We start from the raw sequence: 21,182 nt of genomic DNA on the forward strand, positions 1-21,182 counted from the left end.
TTAGAAAACTTTTAAAAATCCGCCGACCATTTCTTTAAGTCTTCCGTTTAAGATAAATATAACCTAAGACAAGGAGAAAACAAAGGGGGACTTTTGATGAAGATATTAATTACTACAGACTGGTACAAACCTATTGTCAACGGAGTAGTCACCTCTGTTCTCAATCTGAAGAGAGAATTAGAAGAGCGCGGACACGAGGTGAGAGTTCTGACACTCTCCGAGACCGGAGCTTCTTATAAAGATAATGAAGTATATTATGTGAAATCCATAGATCTGGGAAGCATATATCCCAACGCCAGAGCGGTTCTTCCGTACAGCAATCCTTATATCAGTGAGCTGATCGACTGGGAGCCGGATGTGGTTCATTCCCAGTGTGAATTTATGACATTCCAGTATGCCTCCAAGATCAGCAGAAAATGCGGATGCCCGCTTCTTCACACCTACCACACCATTTATGCGGACTATATGCATTATCTTCCGGGTGTTCTGGGCAGATATACAGCGGGGCGGAAGGCAGGCAAAAAAGCGGCAGCTGAATTTTCCAGAACCATTCTGAACCGGACGGACCGTGTGATCGCTCCAACCGGGAAAGTGAAGGATATCCTCTCCATTTATCAGGTAAAGCCGGCCATTGATGTGATCCCAAGCGGCATAGACTTAAGAAAATTCAGCGAGACACTGAGCCCCCGGGAAAAGGATGCAAGAAAAGAGGCTTTGGGTATTCCGAAACAGAACAAGGTTCTTGTCAGTGTGGGAAGGCTGGCAAAAGAGAAAAATCTGGAAGAGATCCTGGAATACTTTGCAAGACTATTAGCGGAAGGCAGAGAAAACCTTACACTTCTGATCGCAGGGGACGGGCCTGACAGAGAGAATCTGGAACATCAGTCAAAGCAGCTGGGCATAGAAGCGTATGTTTGTTTTACCGGGATGGTTGCTCCGGAGGAAGTGTGGGCTTACTATCAGTTGGGAGACATCTTTGTATGTGCCTCCAAAAGTGAGACACAGGGGATTACTTATATTGAGGCTCTTGCAAGCGGTGTCCCCGCACTGTGCAGAAAAGATAAATGTCTGGACAGAGTTATAGCGGACGGATGCAATGGCTTTCAGTATGAGGCGTATGAGTATTTCCGCATGCATCTTTTATATCTTCTGGAAAATGAAGAGAGAAGACAGGAGATGGCAAAAATGGCAAAAGAGATGGCGGAAGAATTTTCAACCTGGAACTTCTGTACCATGGTAGAACGTGCTTACAGGGCTGCCTGCGAGGAAAAAGAGCAGATTCCTGTTTTTCACAGAGATACGGAACATGCTGCCTGGGGACGGACAATGATGAAACGTATGATGAGGAGGGTTTCTTGATATGATGAAAATAAATATGATGTCAAAAGCAGATATGGTAAAAGGGCAGGGTGTTCTTTCCGCCCATGATGAGCAGGTGGCGCTGGCGGCACAGGTGTTAAAAGGAAAGTTTGAAGTGCTGCACAACGCAAAGGAGTCCTGTGAGATCACACACTATCATTCTATCAACCCGGAATTTTATCTGGGCATAGGGCGCAGAAAACGGCAGGGAAAAACGGTGGGTTATGTACATTTTCTTCCTGAGACCGTGGAGAACAGCATCCATCTCCCCCAATTTATGAAAAAGATTTTCTACCGCTATATGCTTTCTTTCTACAAAAGAATGGATAAGCTGGTGACTGTCAATCCCTATTTTATTGAACGTCTGGAGCATTACGGAATACCGAGAGAGCGGGTGACGTATATTCCCAATGTGGTGTCAGAGGAGGATTTTTATCCCCTTCCCCGTGAGGAGAGAGCCCGTATACGCAGAGAATACCGTATCAGCAAAGATGCGTTTACCGTGTTGTGCGTGGGGCAGCTCCAAAAGCGGAAAGGTGTGGTTGACTTTGTGGAGGCAGCTAAAAAAATGCCGGACTGCATGTTTGTCTGGGCAGGGGGATTTTCCTTTGGCCGGATTTCCGACGGGTATGAGGAGATTAGGAAAATGATGAAGCATCTTCCGCCGAATGTGCGTTTTTTGGGTATTGTGGACAGGGAGAAAATGAACGAAATCTACAATATGGCAGATGTGATGTTCCTGCCCTCCTTCGAGGAGCTCTTTCCCATGACCATACTGGAATCCATGAATTGTGCAATCCCGGTTCTGGTGCGGAATCTTCCGATCTATGATCCGATACTGTTTGATTACGCACTCAGAGGGGACGGTATGGAAGCTTTTGTGAGCACGTTAAAACAGCTCAGGGAGGACCCGGATTTTTATCAGAGAAGTGCCCATGCCTCCTTTGCGGGACATGAATTCTACAGCAGGGAGCATGTTGGGCAGATGTGGAAAGAATACTATGAAAAAACGGCAGCGGAGGTAAAGCGTCCTGTCCCTGTGCGGCAGAGAGGAGGAAAAGTATGGAGACAAAAAGAACAGCAGTTCTCTTGAACCTCTGTACCGCCGCAGGACTGATCGGAATGGGATTTTTCATTTTCTATGGGGTGCAGAACCGGATTTTTGTATCAAAAGATGCGTTGGAACTTTTTCTTCATGACTGCGGTATGTGGGCTCCGGTCCTGTTTGTTCTGATCCAGATCATCCAGGTAGTGATCCCCATCCTGCCAGGCGCCATAGGATGTCTTGGCGGGGTGCTGATATTTGGCCCTGTATGGGGATTTGTATATAATTACATCGGCATCAGCATTGGCTCTGTATTGGCTTTCCTGCTCTCCAGACAGTACGGCAGGCCTTTCGTACGGAATATGATTGGTGAGAAGAATTATGACAAATACATCGGATGGCTGAGTAAGGGGAATGGGTTTGACAAGGCGTTTGCAGTGGCAATCTTTCTTCCCGTGGCCCCTGACGACCTGTTGTGTTATATTGCAGGACTGACCAGAATGACGTTAAAGAAATTTACAGCCATTATCATTCTGGGGAAGCCCGGGTCAATTCTCTTATACAGCCTGGGCCTTACAGGTATCATGGAAGTCTTAAAAATGATTTTCTGATAAGAATAACGTCCCTTTTGCGGAGCATAAAGCTGCGGCAAAAGGGGCGTTTTTCCCTGTATAATAGGTAGAGTCAGAGCAGCTACAAAGATACAGTATGCATGAGGGGGTGTCATTTATTGTGGTAAAATTACAAATAAAAAGAAAAATTGAGGAATGAATATTGTATAAATCCAATGATTCATGTATAATGAAATAGATAATTCTAAGCAATATTAACAATCTGTATCATACTGTGCGGACGGAAAAGGAAATTATGCGGATTCTCAAATTTAAACAGGTACACTGTAAAAATTGTTATAAGTGTGTACGCCATTGTCCGGTGAAGGCGATCGGGATCAGGGACCTTGCTCAGACACGGTACTGGTTCTCTCAGACGGCCTGGGCAGCGGGATGAAAGCCAATATTATGGCAACACTCACAGCAAAAATGCTCTGCACTATGATGATCAAGAAACTGCCTCTTGACGATGACGTGGAGGCTATTGCCAAAACTCTTCCCGTGTGTCATGTGAGGAATATGGCGTACTCTATCACCGCCCTGAAGATCAGCGGCAGAGAGGCATACCTGGCCCAGAATGACAACCCGGGCCCCTCCTTTTAAGAGATGGAAAGTCCGTGGCATATCCGGAAACCGCGCATAATATCGGGGAAAAAGAAATCCGGGAGGCAGAACTTACCCTGGAAAAAGACGATGTGCTCATTCTCATGTCAGACGGCGTCACCAATGCCGGAATGGGAAAGACAACAGATGGAGGGTGGGGGCGGGATGACGTAGTCCGTTTTTGTGAACAAAAATATAAAAAAGATATGTCAGCCCAAGAGCTGGCAGCCCATATCGCCAGTGCCTGTGTAGACCTGAATTCAGATGAGACAGATGATGATATCACAGTTCTGGTGATTAAATTATGTGAGCGGGCAGTTACCAATAAAAGATGAAGCTTTTTTAAAATTATTTTTTGGATCACCCGGAAAGCACATTGTGTGCGGAGGGACCACAGCAGCATTTGTGGCAGATTATCTGGGTGAGAGTTTAACAGCGCTTGAAGACACCAGATGCGATGATATTCCGGCCATGTCCGCCCTAAAAGGCGTGGATCTGGTGACAGAGGGACTTCTGACCATCCGGCGTTTGAATATATATGCCAGGCAAACACGGAACTTCACATAGACGCAGGAGAAAAGCTGCGGCTGACCTATCACCTGAAGGATTGTCTGGAAAAAGCAGGCAGACATGTGAAGATGAAGATTTGGTAACGGCTCCGTTCCTTGAAAGGATGGGACCGGGCCGAAATATTCGGTAGTCATTTGGCACTTTGGAAGGCGGACATTCAGCATTTGAATAAAAATGTGGGGGTCTTTCTTCCAGGGTGTCAGAGGTAATATATTATATATAGGAGGGTAATATATGTTAGACCAATCTTACTACGAAAAGGCAGATGAAATCATTGGGCGGTACGGAAAGAAACCGTCATCCCTGATTCCGATCATGCAGGACATTCAGGGTGAATACCGCTATCTGCCGGGAGAACTGCTCACTTACACTGCACAGCAGATCGGAGTGACAGAAGCAAAAGCTTACAGTGTTGCGACTTTTTATGAAAACTTCTCTTTTGAGCCAAAGGGAAAATATGTCATCAAGGTCTGCGATGGTACGGCATGTCATGTGAGAAAATCCATGCCTATTCTGGAAGCACTCTACAAAGAACTGGGACTGAGCAAAAAGAAACACACCACAGAGGATATGATATTTACAGTAGAAACCGTATCCTGTCTGGGAGCATGTGGACTGGCTCCCACCCTTATGGTCAATGAGGAAGTGCATCCCAAGATGTCACCGGAAAAAGTAGTTGCGTTAGTGCAGGAATTGAGAGGTGAAGGCGCATGATGATTTCAAACAAAGCAGAACTTGACAAGTGCAGGGAAGCGGCAGAGCAGGAGCTTCAGTCTTATGGATGCAGGATCCTTGTCTGTTCCGGTACAGGATGTATTGCTACGGGTTCCGAGAAAATCTATCGGAAGATGATGGAGATTGTTGGTAATACTCCCAATGTCACCATTGAATTTGCACCCCATGATGAAAAAGAGCATGTGGGCGTCAAGAGGACAGGATGCCAGGGATTCTGTGAATTTGGTCCCCTGGTGCGTATCCAGAAGGGTGACAAAGTGGTGCAGTACATAAAGGTTCAGCCGGATGACTGCCAGGAGATTTTTGACCATACAGTTATGAGCGACGGCCTTGTGGACAGACTGCTCTACAAGAAAGCGGATAAGACCTATGTACAGCCTGATGAGATTCCGTTTATTGCCAAACAGACACGTGTTGTTTTGGAAAACTGCGGCAGATTTGATGCGGAGTCTATGGATGAATATATTGCGGCGGGCGGGTTTAAAGCTCTGGAAAAAGTGCTGTTTGACATGAAACCTGAGGAGGTTGTGGAGGAAGTAGATCTGTCCGGCCTGCGCGGAAGAGGCGGCGGCGGATTCCCCACCGGAAGGAAATGGAAACAGGTTGCTGCTCAGGAAGAAAAAGAGCGCTATGTAGTCTGCAACGGTGACGAGGGTGACCCGGGCGCATTCATGGACGGTTCCGTTATGGAAGGTGATCCTTTTAAGCTTATTGAAGGTATGATGATCGCCGGATATGCAGTAGGTTCCGCTGAGGGATATATTTATGTGCGTGCTGAGTACCCCAACTCTGTGGCAAGACTGAAACATGCCATTGCAGTGATGGAGGAGAGAAATCTTCTGGGGGACAACATTCTGGGAACAGATTTTGCTTTCCATATGCATATTAACCGGGGCGCCGGTGCCTTTGTCTGCGGCGAGGGTTCGGCTCTGACTGCTTCCATAGAAGGCAACAGAGGATTCCCGCGTACCAAACCGCCAAGAACGGTTGACCATGGTCTGTGGGCAAAACCAACGGTTCTGAATAATGTGGAGACCTATGCCAATGTTCCTAAGATCATCTTAAAGGGTCATGAGTGGTTCCGTACTATCGGAACGGAGGGAAGCCCGGGAACCAAGACCTTCTCCCTTACGGGTTCCATTGAGAATACCGGCCTGATCGAAGTTCCCATGGGAACCACCCTGCGGGAGATCGTTTATGAGATCGGCGGAGGGCTTCAGGAAGGCTCTGAATTCAAAGCAGTTCAGATTGGCGGACCATCCGGCGGATGTCTGACCACGCAGCATTTGGATGAGCCTCTTGATTTTGACTCCGTTAAGAAATTTGGCGCCATTGTTGGTTCCGGCGGACTTGTTGTTATGAACACCGACACCTGTATGGTGGAAGTGGCAAGATTTTTCATGAGCTTTACCCAGAGGGAATCCTGTGGAAAATGTGTTCCCTGCCGTATCGGTACCAAGAGAATGCTGGAGATCCTTGAAAAGATCGTAGCAGGAAAAGGCGAGCCGGAAGACCTTGACAAGCTGGAAGAAATTGCAAAGAGTGTAAAAGACTTGTCTCTGTGCGGTCTTGGCAAGAGTGCACCCCTTCCTGTACTGAGTACGATCCGTATGTTCCGCGATGAATATATGGAGCATATTGTGGATAAGAAATGTGCTTCCCATACCTGTACAGCGCTTCGGAACTACTATATCGATCCGGAAAAATGTAAGGGATGTACCAAGTGTGCAAGAAATTGCCCGGTTGGCGCCATCACTGGCGAGAAGAAAGAACCGCATACCATCGATACCGCAAAATGTATCAAATGCGGAGCATGTATAGAGAACTGCAGTTTCGATGCAATTGAGGTAAGATAGGAGGAGAGAGAATGATTCATGTTACGATAGACGGAATTCCTGTAGAAGTCGAGAAGGGTACTACCATCTTACAGGCTGCAGAGAAAGCCGGTGTGAAAATCCCTACATTATGTTATATCAAAGACCTGCTTCCTGACGGTTCCTGCCGTATGTGTATGGTGGAGATCGAGAACAGAGGAAGAAAGAAAATGGATACCGCATGTTCCTGCCACGTAAGTGAGGGCGATGTGATTGAGACCATGAGTGAGAAAGTGGTGGAGTCCAGAAGGACGATCCTGAACCTGCTTTTGTCCAATCACAAGACAGACTGCTTCTCCTGTGCTCAGAACGGCAGATGTAAGCTGCAGGATTACTGTGTGGAATACGGCGTAGAGAAAACCACCTTTGCGGGAGAGATGACAGAGTTCCCGGTGGATGACTCCAATCCGTTCTTTACTTATGATCCCAATCTGTGTATCCTCTGCCACAGATGTGTGAATACCTGTAATAAAGTGGTAGGACGCGGAGCCATTGACACCATGGAACGAGGATTTGAGTCCTCAGTGGGAACACCGTTCGGTGTGCCGATCAGAAAGAGTACCTGCGAGTCCTGCGGAAACTGTGTGGAGGCATGTCCTACCGGAGCACTTTCCTCCAAGAGAAGAAAATCCTTCCGTCCGTGGCAGATTGACAAGAAGGTCCTTACCACCTGCCCGCACTGCGGTACCGGATGCCAGTTCTATCTGGTGGTAAAAGACAACAAGGTAGTGGACGTGGAACCAGCCAACGGACCGTCCAATAAAAATCTGCTCTGCGTAAAAGGACGCAGCGGTTCCTTTGACTTTGTACATTCTGCTGACCGAGTGAAATATCCGCTCATCAAGAACAAAGAGACCGGAGAATTTGAGCGGGCAAGCTGGGACGAGGCACTGGATCTGGTGGCTTCCAAATTCATGGAGATCAAGAGACAGTATGGCTCAGAATCCCTGGCAGGCTTTGCATGTTCCCGTTCCCCTAACGAGGATATCTACATGGTCCAGAAGATGGTGAGAACCTGCTTTGGAACCAATAATACAGATAACTGTGCACGTGTATGCCATTCTGCATCTGTTGCAGGCCTTGCTATGACACTGGGTTCAGGCGCTATGACTAACCCGGTTGCGGATATCACCCAGAAACCGGATCTGATCATGATGGTAGGCTCCAACCCGGAGGAAGCACATCCGGTTATTGGTATGCAGATTCGTCAGGCTGTGCAGAGGGGCTGTAAATTGATCGTGGTTGACCCCCGTGACATTGACCTGTCCAAGAAAGCAGACATCCATCTGAAATTAAGACCAGGTACCAATGTTGCATTTGCCAACGGTATTATGCATGTGATCATCGAGGAAGGCCTTCAGGATATGAAGTTCATCGAAGAGAGAACAGAAGGCTATGAGAAGATCAAAGAAATTGTAAAAGATTATACCCCGGAAAGAGTTGGGGAAATCTGCCATATAGACCCTGATGATCTGAGACGAGCTGCCATCATGTACGCGAAAGCGGACAAAGCTCCGATCATCTACTGTCTGGGTGTTACGGAGCACTCCACCGGTACGGAGGGCGTTATGTCCATGTCCAACATGGCTCTGCTGGCAGGCAAGCTTGGACGTGAGGGATGCGGCGTCAACCCGATCCGCGGACAGAACAATGTACAGGGAGCCTGCGACATGGGAGCAGGCCCGAAAGATTATCCGGGATATCAGAAAGTGGAAAATCCGGAAGTACGGGAGAAATTCGAGAAGGCATGGGGTGTGAAGCTGAATCCAAACAATGGCCTTCACTCCACAGAAGTATTCCCGGCTGCTATTGAAGGAAAAGTGAAAGGCCTGTACATTTACGGTGAAGATCCCATTGTCACAGACCCGGATACCCACCACATTATCAAAGCGCTGGAAAACCTTGATTTCTTTGTGATCCAGGAGCTGTTCATGACAGAGACCGCGCAGTATGCGGACGTTATCCTTCCCGGTGTCAGCTATGCAGAGAAAGAGGGTACCTTTACCAATACAGAGCGCCGTGTGCAGAGAGTGCGCCCGGCAGTGAAGCTGGATGGTGAAATGAGACTGGATACAGATATCATCATTGACCTGATGAACCGTATGGGCTATGAGCAGCCGCATCTGACCTCCGCTGAGATCATGGATGAGATCGCATCCGTGACTCCAAGCTACGGTGGAATCAGTCATGCAAGGCTGGATGCAGGTGAGAGTCTGCAGTGGCCGTGTCCGACCAAGGACCATCCTGGAACCCCGATCCTGCATGTGGGCAAATTCTCAAGAGGACTTGCCATGTTTTATCCTGCAGAGTATGTTCCGTCCGCAGAGCTTCCGGATGAGGAATATCCGATCATCATGATGACAGGCCGTATGCTGTATCACTATACCACAAGAGCCATGACCGGAAGAACACCGGGCCTGATGGAAATCCAGGGCACCTCTTATATTGAGATGAACTACAAAGATGCGGATGCACTGGGAATCAGAAATGGTGACAAGGTAAAAGTATCTTCCAGGCGTGGTCAGATTGAATCCACTGCCAGAGTCGGACGCAAGGTTTCTCAGGGTGAGTCCTGGATGCCGTTCCACTTCCCGGATGGAAATGCAAACTGGCTGACCAATGCGGCACTGGACAAATATGCGAGAATACCGGAATACAAGGTATGCGCGATCAAAATTGAAAAGGCATAAGTAACGATCCGGTTGACGGAATCGTTACAGGCTTAACGGAGACAACAGATATGGCACAGAACTATCCAAAGAGAATTGAAATGCAGGAAGGCATAGACCTGCTCCTCTCTCATACAGAGAGGATGGGACGGGAAAAGGTGGCAGTCAATGAGGCCTACGGCAGGATTTTAGCCTGCCGGATACGGGCAAAAGAAAATATCCCTCCCTTTGACCGCTCTCCCTATGACGGCTATGCCATCCGCTCTGCGGATGTTGCAGGTGCAGGACATGACACGCCGGTGACTCTGAGAATTATCGAGGAGGTACCGGCGGGGCATGCCCCCGAAAAAGTGTTAGGGCCTATGGAGGCAGTAAAAATACTGACCGGAGCGCCTATCCCTCAGGGAGCCGATGCTGTGGAAAAATATGAAGACACTTCCTTTACTGAAAAGGAAGTGTGTTTCTTTTCCCCCATTGCTTCAGGGAGCAACATCGTAAAAGCAGGGGAAGATGTAAAAAAAGGCGAGATTGTCATGGAGGAAGGCGAGTATCTAAGCCCGGCATCTGTGGGACTTCTTGCAGGACTTGGGTATGGAGAGGCGGAAGTCTTCAAAAAACCTACAGTCCGGATCATCAGTACCGGGGACGAGCTTCTGCAGGTATCGGAGGAGCTGAAACCAGGTAAAATAAGAAACAGCAGTGCCTATATGCTGCAGGGATTTCTGCGGCAGTGGGGAATTACAGCGGATATTTACGGAATTGTCAGGGACGACCAGGCAGCGATCGAGGAGGCACTGACAACATGTCTTCAGGATGCGGACTGTGTTATCACAACCGGAGGTGCATCTGTGGGGGACTATGATCTGGCCCTTGCCTCCATGGAGGGGATAGGAGCAGAGGTGCTTTTCTGGCAGGTGAAGATGAAACCGGGAATGGCAACTTTGGCGTCTGTGAAGGACGGAAAACTACTTTTAGGGCTTTCCGGCAACCCTTCCGCGGCGGCGGCGGCGCTGTTTTTGCTGGGGCTTCCCGCATTCCGCAAAATGTGCGGCAAAAAGGAATACAAAGTGCCCTGCATTCCCGTATGTCTTCCGGATGGATTTCCGAAGAAGAGTCCCGGAGGAAGGATCATTCCGGGTATTCTGGAATTTGATCGGGGCAGGGTATGTTTAAACACCAGGAAGAATCAGGCAAACGGTATGGTCAGTCCATGGGGCGGCTGTAATCTGATCGGTATGATCCCCAAAGGTTCCGGCGTGCTTTTGCCGGGGACGACCATTGATGCGCTGTATCTGGGAGAGAACTAGATGAGAGCAGGTTTAAACGGATGTTCCGGCAGTGTGAAAAGGGCGTTTGCAGCAGCAGCTATGGTGTCAGCTTAGGATATGAGCGAGGTTTAGGTGTATGATAAAGACAGCAGCAGGGATTCTGGTTGGAGGAAAGAGCAGCAGAATGGGAAGAAATAAGGCGTCCCTTACATGGAACGGGAACACATTTCTGCACACTCTTATAGATGTCTGCCGGGATTTCCCCGAAATCTATGTTTCGGTGGATGATAGGAGTAAATATCAGGATTTATCCTGCACGGTTGTGGAGGATGAGGAGAGAGAATACGGCCCCTTAGAGGGGATTTACCAGATATTAAAGCAAATGGATGCACCGTATGCTGTGATGCTTGCCACTGACATGCCCATGATAAGCCCGGAATTTCTGCAGGCGCTGGTGTCACGTCTTACCGGTGAGGAAGACTGCCTGGTGCTCAGAAAAGAAGGAAGGCCTCAGCCTCTGTGCAGTGTGTACGCGAAACGGGTTCTTCCCACGGTGGAAAAAATGCGCAGAAACCGGGAACACAAGCCCGGACTTCTGTTCCAACGGGTGAATACCAGGTATGTGGATCTGGAAGAATTGGGATTTGGAGAGGCAGTCATTGCCAATGTGAACACACCTGAAGAATATGAACAGCTCTGTTTTCGTTATGGCAGACGACTTCAGGAATTTGCCCCTTTTGTCAGGAAAAAATTAAGCCATGGAAAAGTACTGGTATGTTATCTGGACGGAGTGGGGTACCGGATGTATAAAAGTGCAGTGGACAAAGGCAGTGTGCCCTTTATGAGCCGCAGTTTTTCCGTGATTCCGGTGAGGACCGTGGAGCCGCCGGTGACCAATCCTGCCATGGCAACCATGATAACAGGGGAACTGCCTGTTGTGCACGGCGTATATTCCAGAAAAGACAGGGAACTGCGGGTTCCCACTTTGTTTTCAAAAAGGAGCAGGGAGGATACTGCCTTTTTGGAGGGAGATACCAGAATTTTAAAGACAGAACTGCCGCCAAGACTCCATGTGGCGGCAAAAGGAAAAGGATGCGATCATTGGATTTACCAGGCTGCATGCAGAGCAGCCAAAGAAGGAAAATCGTTTATTTTTGCCCATTTCCATGAGATTGATGACGCGGCCCATGCGTTTGGTCCGTACAGTTCTGCGTGTATGGAAAAACTGGAAGAGGCGGACAGATATATAGAGGGACTTTCTAAAATTTTTTCCGGAGAGATCCTGCTGATCAGCGACCATGGAATGCATGAGACCCGGGACGGAGGCAATCACGGGGAAAGCGTCCTCCCGTGTGCCGTTAAAGATAAGCATGAGAGATCATCCTGTCTGTATGCCATGGAGGACATGCTTGCAATCTGGGGTGAGCGGATATGAAAGTAAACAGTGATTTGTTTGAGGGCATTTTTCCTGTGAGGCTGGAGGGGAAGAATGCAGATGGAGAGGAATATTCATACCGGGCTTTTTCGGTGAGAGAGGTGCTGGACAGCTTGTCTGGAGATATGCTTGTGGAATTCATAAGCCGGGACGGCGGAGGTGCTGCCGTATCCGGTGAAGAGATCCTTACAGGGCAGGTGTACCTGGCTGAGGATGGGGATGCGTACCGTCTGATCCTTCCAAAAGACAGGCACCGAAGACGCTGGTGTAAACATATAATAGAAATAATACAAGAGGAGGGTGACAGTTGAAAATCTGTACAATTGTTGGTGTGAGAAAATCCGGTAAGACCACAACAGTCACCGGACTTATAAAAGAACTGAAAAAGCGGGGATACCGGGTGGGAACCGTAAAAAGTGTATTCTGCCCCGAATTTTCCCTGGACATATCTGACAGTAATACATGGAGACACAGGGAGGCGGGCGCTGACCTGGTCTGCGTGAAAGGAAAAAAGGAGACAGACATTCTCCTTCCGGCGGACAGCAGCGGGGATTTCTATGAAAAGCTGCCTGTGGATTTTCTACTACTGGAGGGCGAGTATGAACTCTGCGTGCCCAGGATTATCTGCGCACACAAGGATGCGGAGGTTCAGGAGCGTCTGACAGAGGAGACGATTGCCGCAGCAGGCAGGCTGGCAGTAGAAAAGAAGACATACGGCGGTCTCAGGGTCTATCATTCTGTGGAGGAAATCCATGAGCTGGCAGATTTACTGGAAACACTTCCGGAGGCAGGATTTCCACTGAGAAAGCGTCCCATGTTCCAAAAGGCTGCAGCTTTTTGTCAGTGCGGCTGTCACAAGGCTGAGAAAAAGCTGGCCCATAAGAAAAAACTCACGGCTCATCCGGCCGGGACGGATAGAAAGCATATTTTCCTGACAGGGGAAAAAGGAGTTGGCAAGAGTACACTTTTGAACCGCATAGTGGAAAAACTGGGAATTGTGCCTGTGGGATACCAAACACTGCCTTATGAAATCGGCGGTGTCCAGAAGGGATTTTATCTGCACAGTCTTATGCCTATGGGAGAATATGAGAATGACAGCCCAATTCTTATACGCACCGGTAAAGGCAGGAAGACAGCCATCCCGGAAACCTTTGAGACACTGGGCACTGCGGTGATGGGAAAGGTGAAGGACATGCCGGAGAAAACAGTGCTGATAGATGAACTGGGGAAAGCGGAGGCGGATGCGCCTGGGTTCCAGGAAGCATTGTTTTCCTGTCTGGATACCCAGAGTCTTGTCCTGGGAGTCCTGCAGAAAAAGACAGGCGCTTTTACGCAGGCAGTGGCAGAGAGGCAGGATGTGGAGGTCTATGAAGTTACAGAAAAGAACAGAGAACTGCTGTTGGACCAAATCTGTAAAAAAATTAAGGGATTCCTTTAAAAATGCTTGACTAGAATTGTCAAATTAGGTATTCTTATACACGTGATACTGATTGATAAAGTATTATAAAAAATAAAGGGGCAAAACTGTCGTAAGGCGGTGACGCAAAGCCACGGGTCCCAAGGGAGGGACAGCCGGGCTGCAGACATGGATGGACAGGTGTATTCTGACCGTCTGTTGTCTTTATGAAAAAACGATATCCCTGGATATCGTTTTTTGGCCCTGAAAAGGGAAGGAGAATAAAAATTGAAAATGAAAAAGTTATGTGCCTGGCTGCTTGTATCAGGTATGCTTTTGCAGACACCCGGAACCACCGTATTTGCCGCTGGGCCGGGGCAGAGCGGGAGATTTTTAGACGCTGGCGGACAGGCCCGGAGGGAAGAGGCAGGCATCAGCCTGCTGACGGAGAAGCAGGAAAAACAGGCGGAGGTACCGAAGAATGGTGAGATGCCGGGAGAGCAGATAGAAGCGCCGATAACAGGTGAGGGATCAGGAGCGCCGGCCACAGGTGAGACGCCGGGAGGCCAGACGGGAACGCCGGCCACAGGTGAGACGCCGGGAGGCCAGACGGGAGCGCCGGCCACAGGTGAGACGCCGGGAGACCAGACGGGAGCGCCGGCCACAGGTGAGACGTCAGGAGACCAGGCAGAAGCACCGAAGAAAGAAGAGACACCGGGCAGCCAGGAGGAGTCAGGGAAACAGTCCGGTGCGCAGGAGGAGCAGAATGGGGAAACAACACCCGGAGCGGAAGCAGGGAATGGGACGCTGCAAGGCCAGCTCCATCTGAGTCTGATCTACACGCTTCCTTACAGTGACCTGGAGACTTTGAACAGTGGATTGCAGGCGGTTCTTACAAGGGAAGGCCAGCAGTTTGACGCGGCTTTTTCCATGCAGGAAGGGGAGAGCGTTTCTAAAAAGGCGGAGGCTTCTTTTGTGGATCTGGAACCCGGAGAATATCATCTTCATATAAGCGGAGGCAGTTTTGCCGCATATGACCAGGACGTGGTAATACAGGCCATGGATCAAAAGATGCAGTTTCTGGATGTCTATACAGGAATGGATTTATCTGACATGGAGAAACATCCCGGTGTGGTAGGATACGGAGATGTGGATCATGACGGCGTCATAGATGAAAACGATAAGACCCAGTTAATTCAGGCCATACATCAGGAAAATACGGAATCCGCATATGACTTAAATCAGGACCAGAAAGTGGATTTAGTGGATTTACAATGGTTTTCTTACAGCTATGGCTATGAGAAAACAGAAGCTTATGTGACAAGAAGCTATCTTCTGGATGAAATAGCGGCTAACGTAGGCGCTTCCACCCAGGTGGCAGAGGGAAGTGTTGAGAGCATTTTAGGTGATGGCGGAAGTGTTTCCCTGAAGCCTGCAAACGATGAAGAAATCTCAGCAGAAAATCCTGTGGAATTACAGCTTGATCTGGAAAAACGTTCTGATATACTGGCAGGCGCTCTGGTGCTGACTCCGCCAAGAGATTCCGCCAATATCATCCAGGCAGGAACAGTGACGGTGGAGTATGAAGACGAGAACGGGCAGCCTCAAACCATTGAAGTTCCCATAAGCAGCGCAGCTATGTTTGCCCTCACGGCGGCACAGGCAGTCATGGAACCGGACGGCACCATTATCGTCAATCTGGGAAAACAGGTTGCTGTTAAAAAGGTAGTCATCAAGGTGACAGATACCGGAGGGAGCAAGCTGGCGGATATCTCCAAAGTTGAATTCCTCAACGGAATGGAGGACAGGATTCCTGCTCCGGTCATGAATATTCCTGACCAGGTAAAAGCAGAGCCGGGGGATAAGAAATTCACTGTGACCTGGAACGCACAGACCAATGTGGCGGGATATGAAGTTATGGTGAAAAAGGACGGGAAAAGCAAGGTCTACCCCACAGCAGAGAACAGTATCCTTATCACAAGCTTTGGCACAGAAAAAATGAAAAACAATGAGGAATACACCGTTCAGGTCCGCTCCGTGAACGGGGACTGGAGCAGTGCGTATTCAGAAGCAGTGACTGTGATCCCGAAACCTTCAAAAGCTCCTGACGCGCCGGAAAATGTGAATATTGCCGGAGGCTACAGAAAGCTGGATATCACCTGGAAGCAGATGGAAGATACAGATTCCTACACACTCTACTACAGGGAAAAAGGGACAGAAGCGTTTGAAAAGAAAGAAGAGATCAAGCAGAATAAATATCAGCTTACTGATTTAAAAGACAGCACCACATATGAGATTTGTCTTACGGGAACAAATGAAATGGGAACCAGCGGCAAGTCAAAGATCTATGCAGGTGAGACAACGGATATTAATCCTGCGGTTACCTCCAATTACAAACTGATCAATACGCCTTTGGAGGGCGGGGGACTCACCGCGCATATTACATCCATTGACTATCCTTCGGCAAAGCCTGAGACAGATGCAGCGGTTGCAGATAATGATTACACCACTTCCTGGAGTCTGAACTCCTGGGATGCGGGCGGTTTTAATGCAGGAAAGCCGTCCCCCATCATTACCTTTGACCAGAGCTATGAGATGGACAGGCTGGTGGTAGTGCCGGATGAAAAACAGCAGTATGCCTATGGCTATGCGAAGACAAAATATTGGGATGAAAACGGCACTGAGAAAATGATCGACGGCCATTTCACCCAGAAAAAGAGCGTGAACGGAAAAGTATATTATGAATTTAATTATTCCCAGCCATTTAAGGCAAAACGAATCCAGATAAACTTTGCCATGGCATGGGCGCCCTCAGACGGAAGGGTTTCCATAGCGGAGATGAAGTTCTACTATTATGACAGTCTGGAAAAAGAGGTGGACGGTTTGTTTGCGGACACCATGCACGTGGAACTCCGGGAGGATGTAACGGCCGCTGTCATTGAGGAATTGGAAAAAAGAGCGGACACGCCGGATGAAGTAACGGGTGATCATCATCCGAAACGAGAGCTTCTGCTTTCTGATCTGGCCTATGCAAAAGAACTTCTCAACGACAAAAATGCCGGAAGGGTTATGAAAGTAGATACCTCCGTGACCAAGAAAAAAGACGGCGCTCTGGGATTTTCCGGCGGTCTGAATGCATGGCAGCCTCTTGGCATCAGCGCCCATGCAGGGGAAGAACTGGCAGTGTATGTGGGAAGAGATGACGCGGATCTGGGTGCCAATACAAACCTGAACCTGGTTGCCACACAGTACCATGCGGAGTCAGGAAACTGGAGCAAGGTGGTCGTGCAGAATCTAAAGAACGGCAAAAATGAAGTGACGATCCCTCAGATAGGAAGCTTAAACACAGAACACGGCGGCAGTCTCTATGTGGAATTTACAGGAAATAATGACGCGCTGAATATGAGCGTGCGTGTAAGCGGAGGACAGGAGATACCCAAGCTTGACCTGTCAGGCGCAGCAGATGAGACGGAGGCCAAGGACGCTGTAAGGGCTTATGTGGAAAAACTCAATACATATGTTCCTGAGATCGCAGAGCTGCACAAGAAACTGCACGAAGGCAAGAAAGAGAGCGGCTGTGACTACAGCTATGACAAACAGAACTGTATTCTGGGGGCAACGGACATTGTGCTGAACCAGATGATGTATTCCGTTTCAGCGGAACAGATACTGAACGGTATTAACAGCAGACTGAAAAGCCAGGGAAAAGACATCACCCCGGATAATCAGACAGAAGTATTATACGAATCCTGCCAGGCCATGGAACAGATGGTGACACTGTTTTATCAGCATAAAGGCCTGGGAGATTATCATGGCGACAAGACACTGACCGCACAGTATGGCAGCAAAAACAGCCTGCCGTCCAGCCGTCTGAATATACGATATATGAGAATGTTTTCCGGTGCCTTTATGTATGCCGGCGGACTTCATATCGGGATCGAGTGGGGCAGTATTGCCGGGCTTGCGCGCAGCGTGCCGGTGCAGAGTGACAACGGCAGGTATGTGAGCGGACAGTTGTTTGGATGGGGAATCGCCCATGAAATAGGCCATATTATCAATCAGCCTTCTTATGCCATTGCTGAGATAACCAATAACTATTATTCCATTCTGGCGCAGGCAAAGGAAACAAATGATTCTGTGCGGTATAAATATGAGGATGTATATAAAAAAGTCACCTCAGGTACAAAAGGCCGCGCGGAAAATGTATTCACAAGCCTTGCAATGTACTGGCAGCTCCATTTGGCATATGATGACGGATATAATTATAAGACCTATGAAAATTATGAGGAACAGTTTAACAGCCTTTTCTTCGCAAGAGTGGATGCTTATGCAAGGAATACAGCCATTGCGCCGGCTCCGGACGGAATCGCGCTGACGATTCCGAAAGATACAGACAATACCCTGATACGTCTTTCCTGTGCAGCTGCCGAAAAAAACTTACTGGAGTTCTTTGAACAGTGGGGCATGACACCGGATGAGGATACCATTGCTTACGCATCGCAGTTTGAAGCAGAGACAAGAAGGATCAGCTATATTACAGATGAAGCGAGAGCGTACCGCATTGAGGGCGGAGAAAGTACAGCAGCCCAGGCAGCGGTGAGTGCCGCCCTGGCATATGTGCCGAATTCCAATCAGGTAACCATCACCCTAGCCAATGATGCGGCTGATCAAAATTCCATGCTGGGGTATGAAATATACAGAAACGGCCAGGTGATCGGATTTGCGGAGGCGAATGACGGTATTGTGACATATACGGACACCATCGCATCTATGAACAACAGAGTATTTACTTATGAAGTGGTGGGGTATGATAAACTGCTGCAGCAGACAGAGAAGGTTACGGCAGATACTGTGAAAATTTCCAATGACGGAAGTGTGGCAAAGGATGGATGGAAGATTACCACAAATATGACATCCTCCAGTGACCAGCATGAGGAAGGAAATGAAGATAACCCTGAGGGAAGCACCGTGTCGGGAATCGGCAGCATTTGCAACAATGACTACACAGATGTGTATACCGGAGAGGCGAAATCACCGGAACTTGTCATCAGCTTTGGCAGAACCCTTCAGGCTGCCGCATTCAAGATCACAGCCGCTGACACGAAAACCGCTGTCAAAAATTTTGACGCCTATATCAGCCAGGATGGAAAACAGTGGACACCTGTAAAAACAGGAAGCTTGGCATATTCGGAAAATACGGCTGTCTCCTATTTTAACAAAGAAGGGGATTCCTGGATGTATACCTATGACGCGGCGTATTTGAAGCTGAAGATCAAGGGGCAGAGCACAGTATCTTTGTCTGAGATAGATATTTTAGGACCTACGGGAGATAATGTGGAGCTGCTTGAAAATGGTATGGGCATTCTGGATGAAGATTACAGCTATGATGAAAACGGAGGCAGGATACCTGCAGGTTCCCTGATCTTCACAGGGGAATATAAAGGAAATCCGTCCTACAATGTAGTGAAACTGTATGACCAGGACGGAAATATCCTGGATGGTTCCCAGTTGATCTTCGCGGAGGTTCCGGCTGAAGGAGAATTAGGAGAAGTTTCATCCGGTACATGGATTTACTATATGGAGCCGGATCAGATTCCAGCCGGCGTGACCAGTGTCAGGGCGGAATTATATCGGGTGGATGATGCCCATACAAATGAAGGGGAGCGTCTCGTAAGTGACACGCTTCCAATGGATGTGCCGAATCCGCTGCCGCCGATCCATTTGACAGACAACCATGAGGAGGGGAACTGATGAAAAGAATTAAGAGTTTATGCATTGCTTTGGTTTTGGCATTGTTGGTGACTTATGTTCCCGTATCTGCCGCAGTGCAGGATGATACCATGATCAAAATGCAGCAGAAGGATACGAGCCAGGTAGAACTGGCTCTCTATCCCAATGGGGATATGATAAAGAACCACTCGACAACATTTCGGATCCAAATGCGGATAACAGAGGAGGAAAGTGGAAGTATCGGTGAGATTCATTTTGCTTTCTCGGAAGATATACAGAACAGGTGTAAAATCCGGGAGTATTTTTATGAAAACGGTATTCTGGATATCTATTTTTCATCCGCAGGGACTGTCTTTGAACAGGCTCAGGATGTGGTGATCGGCACGATCTCAGGTATACCCAGCGGCGAAATGTTCCAGGCATCCATTGCTCCGGAAAGTATTATGTATGTTGACCAGAGCCATCAAATGAAACAGGTGGATGAAGGGGTGCTGCAGGGAATATCTTACCAGTGGGCAGTAGGGGAGAAAGTGCCAGACCCGGATGATCCAAATCCGGATAATCCAAACCCGGACAACCCAGATAAGCCAGATCCAGACAAGCCAAATCCGGACGACAACCCGGAGTATCCGGATGGGGTATGTACAGCTTTCACTTACGAGGAACTGGAAAAGGGTTTGGCAGATTCCAGCGTGACGAGTCTGATCTATAAAAGCAAAGATGGAAATGGTTTGACAAAAGAACAGCAGAAGACATTATTTAAGAGCCTGAAAGGCACAGAAAGAACACTGACCATCATGGCGGAGGAAAAAGGACAGCTTTTGTATTCCTGGAAATTCACAGGAACAGGGATAGCAAACATAGATACTGCCATAGATTTTGGAATTGCCAAGAGCAAAGAGAACAAGAATGCTGGCAGCCTGATGGCAAAGGATGCAGAGAATTTGTATCTGGAATTTGCCCATGAGGGAGAACTTCCGGGATTGGCGGAAATTGAACTATATGCAGGGGACAGCTTTAAAGACGGGCAGAACCTTTACCTGTATTATTACAATACCAAGAAGAACGCAGTGGAACCAATCCAGAAAAGTATCAAGGTTGTGGACGGATATGTGACCATTCAGATTGAACACTGTTCCACATACATTCTTACCACAAAGACGGTACGCAAAGATGAACGGTTTCCTGCTGTATCGGTGAATAAAACAGACAGTACAAAAAAGACACCGGTAAAACCCACAACAAAAACAACAGCTAAGACGGCGAAAACAGGAGATAACACACCAGTGGAAGGACTGCTCCTGCTGGCAGGGCTTTCTGCAGCCGCCATGATCCTGATCGGGAAAAGCAGAAAGAAAATTTAACAGAAAACAGCATTGGTGCTCATTGCCAATGCTGTTTTTTTGGGTATGACGGGCATGCGGTCAGTCTGTGGTGAAAGTCCGCAAGGGGCGTAGTTGCCGACGGCGGATAAGCTGGCCCAAGACAGCGAAGTCCTAAAGGCAACCGTAACCCATGTGCGTAAATCGGGCAGGTAGACGAGGAAAGACTGGCAGGCTTATCCCGTGAGGTCTCACAGGCGGTGAAACTCACCGTAGTAACAACGAGCTGTGAGAAGTCAGCAGAAGCCGTAGTATGCAAGGTTCTGAAATGGATGTTGCCAAAGGGCTGAACAATGTAACCGTGAAATCAAATGTATGCTTAATGGAATACCTGACAGCAGGAATGGCAAAACGTAAATAGCAGGTACTGCACAACTTAGGGCGAACCCATGGGAACGGAAAGGAGAAAGCACACAAGGCAATTGTCAGAACTGTTAGAAAAGATACTGTCCAAAGACAACATGAATGCCGCATACAAAAGAGTCTGTGCCAATAAAGGTGCAGG

General features: G+C 48.4%; 15 protein-coding genes, 1 pseudogene and 1 riboswitch. All 16 genes and pseudogenes read left to right on the forward strand.

Going from position 1 to position 21,182, the window contains the following annotated elements; all coding sequences use genetic code 11:
- Window positions 1-96: 96 nt before the first annotated feature.
- The 16 genes and pseudogenes from A4V09_RS04505 to A4V09_RS04575 all read left to right on the forward strand — a co-directional run bounded on the left by A4V09_RS04505 (window position 97) and on the right by A4V09_RS04575 (window position 20,659).
- Window positions 97-1,359, forward strand: a complete 1,263-nt coding sequence (locus A4V09_RS04505; protein ID WP_065541291.1) for a glycosyltransferase family 4 protein — start codon at window positions 97-99, stop codon at window positions 1,357-1,359.
- 1 nt (window position 1,360) lies between these two features.
- On the forward strand, window positions 1,361-2,452 hold the full coding sequence (locus A4V09_RS04510) for a glycosyltransferase family 4 protein (protein ID WP_065541292.1): 1,092 nt from the start codon (window positions 1,361-1,363) through the stop codon (window positions 2,450-2,452).
- The gene (locus A4V09_RS04515) at window positions 2,422-3,015 is read left to right on the forward strand and encodes a TVP38/TMEM64 family protein (protein WP_065541293.1); all 594 of its coding nucleotides are present in this window, start codon (window positions 2,422-2,424) and stop codon (window positions 3,013-3,015) included. The genes A4V09_RS04510 and A4V09_RS04515 overlap by 31 nt, the downstream gene beginning before the upstream one ends.
- 256 nt (window positions 3,016-3,271) lie before the next feature.
- Window positions 3,272-3,328, forward strand: a pseudogene (locus A4V09_RS26680) (hypothetical protein); the annotation flags it as partial.
- Between the two features lie 2 nt (window positions 3,329-3,330).
- A complete protein-coding gene (locus A4V09_RS04520) occupies window positions 3,331-3,618 on the forward strand; it encodes a hypothetical protein (protein ID WP_065541294.1) in 288 nt (95 codons plus the stop codon).
- 14 nt (window positions 3,619-3,632) lie between these two features.
- Complete coding sequence (locus A4V09_RS04525; RefSeq protein WP_065541295.1) at window positions 3,633-3,953, forward strand: SpoIIE family protein phosphatase; 321 nt, start codon at window positions 3,633-3,635, stop codon at window positions 3,951-3,953.
- A 43-nt stretch (window positions 3,954-3,996) separates the two neighbouring features.
- Window positions 3,997-4,185 carry a hypothetical protein gene (locus A4V09_RS04530; RefSeq protein ID WP_065541296.1) on the forward strand — a complete coding sequence of 63 codons (189 nt, stop codon included), beginning with the start codon at window positions 3,997-3,999 and terminating at the stop codon, window positions 4,183-4,185.
- Window positions 4,186-4,422: 237 nt separating this feature from the next.
- Window positions 4,423-4,902, forward strand: coding sequence for a complex I 24 kDa subunit family protein (locus tag A4V09_RS04535; RefSeq protein ID WP_018596376.1), 480 nt, complete (start codon window positions 4,423-4,425; stop codon window positions 4,900-4,902).
- Window positions 4,899-6,779 (forward strand): NADH-ubiquinone oxidoreductase-F iron-sulfur binding region domain-containing protein, encoded by a 1,881-nt coding sequence (locus A4V09_RS04540; RefSeq protein WP_065541297.1) that lies wholly within the window; start codon window positions 4,899-4,901, stop codon window positions 6,777-6,779. Before A4V09_RS04535 ends, A4V09_RS04540 begins: the two co-directional genes overlap by 4 nt.
- 11 nt (window positions 6,780-6,790) lie before the next feature.
- The gene (fdhF, locus tag A4V09_RS04545) at window positions 6,791-9,487 is read left to right on the forward strand and encodes a formate dehydrogenase subunit alpha (protein ID WP_065541298.1); all 2,697 of its coding nucleotides are present in this window, start codon (window positions 6,791-6,793) and stop codon (window positions 9,485-9,487) included.
- A gap of 50 nt (window positions 9,488-9,537) precedes the next feature.
- Entirely contained in the window at window positions 9,538-10,773 is a 1,236-nt protein-coding gene (locus tag A4V09_RS04550; RefSeq protein ID WP_065541299.1) for a molybdopterin molybdotransferase MoeA, read from the forward strand.
- Between the two features lie 97 nt (window positions 10,774-10,870).
- Window positions 10,871-12,169, forward strand: a complete 1,299-nt coding sequence (locus tag A4V09_RS04555; protein ID WP_065541300.1) for an NTP transferase domain-containing protein — start codon at window positions 10,871-10,873, stop codon at window positions 12,167-12,169.
- Window positions 12,166-12,480 carry a hypothetical protein gene (locus A4V09_RS04560; RefSeq protein WP_065541301.1) on the forward strand — a complete coding sequence of 105 codons (315 nt, stop codon included), beginning with the start codon at window positions 12,166-12,168 and terminating at the stop codon, window positions 12,478-12,480. Before A4V09_RS04555 ends, A4V09_RS04560 begins: the two co-directional genes overlap by 4 nt.
- Window positions 12,477-13,607 carry a molybdopterin-guanine dinucleotide biosynthesis protein B gene (gene mobB, locus A4V09_RS04565; RefSeq protein ID WP_065541302.1) on the forward strand — a complete coding sequence of 377 codons (1,131 nt, stop codon included), beginning with the start codon at window positions 12,477-12,479 and terminating at the stop codon, window positions 13,605-13,607. Before A4V09_RS04560 ends, mobB begins: the two co-directional genes overlap by 4 nt.
- Window positions 13,608-13,676: 69 nt before the next feature.
- A riboswitch (cyclic di-GMP riboswitch) is annotated at window positions 13,677-13,754 on the forward strand.
- Window positions 13,755-13,859: 105 nt separating this feature from the next.
- Entirely contained in the window at window positions 13,860-19,316 is a 5,457-nt protein-coding gene (locus A4V09_RS04570) for a fibronectin type III domain-containing protein (protein ID WP_242964097.1), read from the forward strand.
- A complete protein-coding gene (locus A4V09_RS04575; protein ID WP_065541304.1) occupies window positions 19,316-20,659 on the forward strand; it encodes a hypothetical protein in 1,344 nt (447 codons plus the stop codon). The genes A4V09_RS04570 and A4V09_RS04575 overlap by 1 nt, the downstream gene beginning before the upstream one ends.
- The last annotated feature ends 523 nt before the right edge of the window (window positions 20,660-21,182 follow it).

The organism is Blautia pseudococcoides (assembly GCF_001689125.2).
Lineage (GTDB): Bacteria > Bacillota > Clostridia > Lachnospirales > Lachnospiraceae > Blautia > Blautia pseudococcoides.

Coding starts and splice junctions, on each gene's coding strand:
- A4V09_RS04535 (WP_018596376.1), top strand. CDS start 4,423: ATGTTAGACCAATCTTACTACGAAAAGGCAGATGAAATCATTGGGCGG.
- fdhF (WP_065541298.1), top strand. CDS start 6,791: ATGATTCATGTTACGATAGACGGAATTCCTGTAGAAGTCGAGAAGGGT.
- A4V09_RS04550 (WP_065541299.1), top strand. CDS start 9,538: ATGGCACAGAACTATCCAAAGAGAATTGAAATGCAGGAAGGCATAGAC.
- A4V09_RS04540 (WP_065541297.1), top strand. CDS start 4,899: ATGATGATTTCAAACAAAGCAGAACTTGACAAGTGCAGGGAAGCGGCA.
- A4V09_RS04510 (WP_065541292.1), top strand. CDS start 1,361: ATGATGAAAATAAATATGATGTCAAAAGCAGATATGGTAAAAGGGCAG.
- A4V09_RS04505 (WP_065541291.1), top strand. CDS start 97: ATGAAGATATTAATTACTACAGACTGGTACAAACCTATTGTCAACGGA.
- A4V09_RS04575 (WP_065541304.1), top strand. CDS start 19,316: ATGAAAAGAATTAAGAGTTTATGCATTGCTTTGGTTTTGGCATTGTTG.
- A4V09_RS04515 (WP_065541293.1), top strand. CDS start 2,422: ATGGAGACAAAAAGAACAGCAGTTCTCTTGAACCTCTGTACCGCCGCA.
- A4V09_RS04555 (WP_065541300.1), top strand. CDS start 10,871: ATGATAAAGACAGCAGCAGGGATTCTGGTTGGAGGAAAGAGCAGCAGA.
- A4V09_RS04570 (WP_242964097.1), top strand. CDS start 13,860: ATGAAAAAGTTATGTGCCTGGCTGCTTGTATCAGGTATGCTTTTGCAG.
- A4V09_RS04560 (WP_065541301.1), top strand. CDS start 12,166: ATGAAAGTAAACAGTGATTTGTTTGAGGGCATTTTTCCTGTGAGGCTG.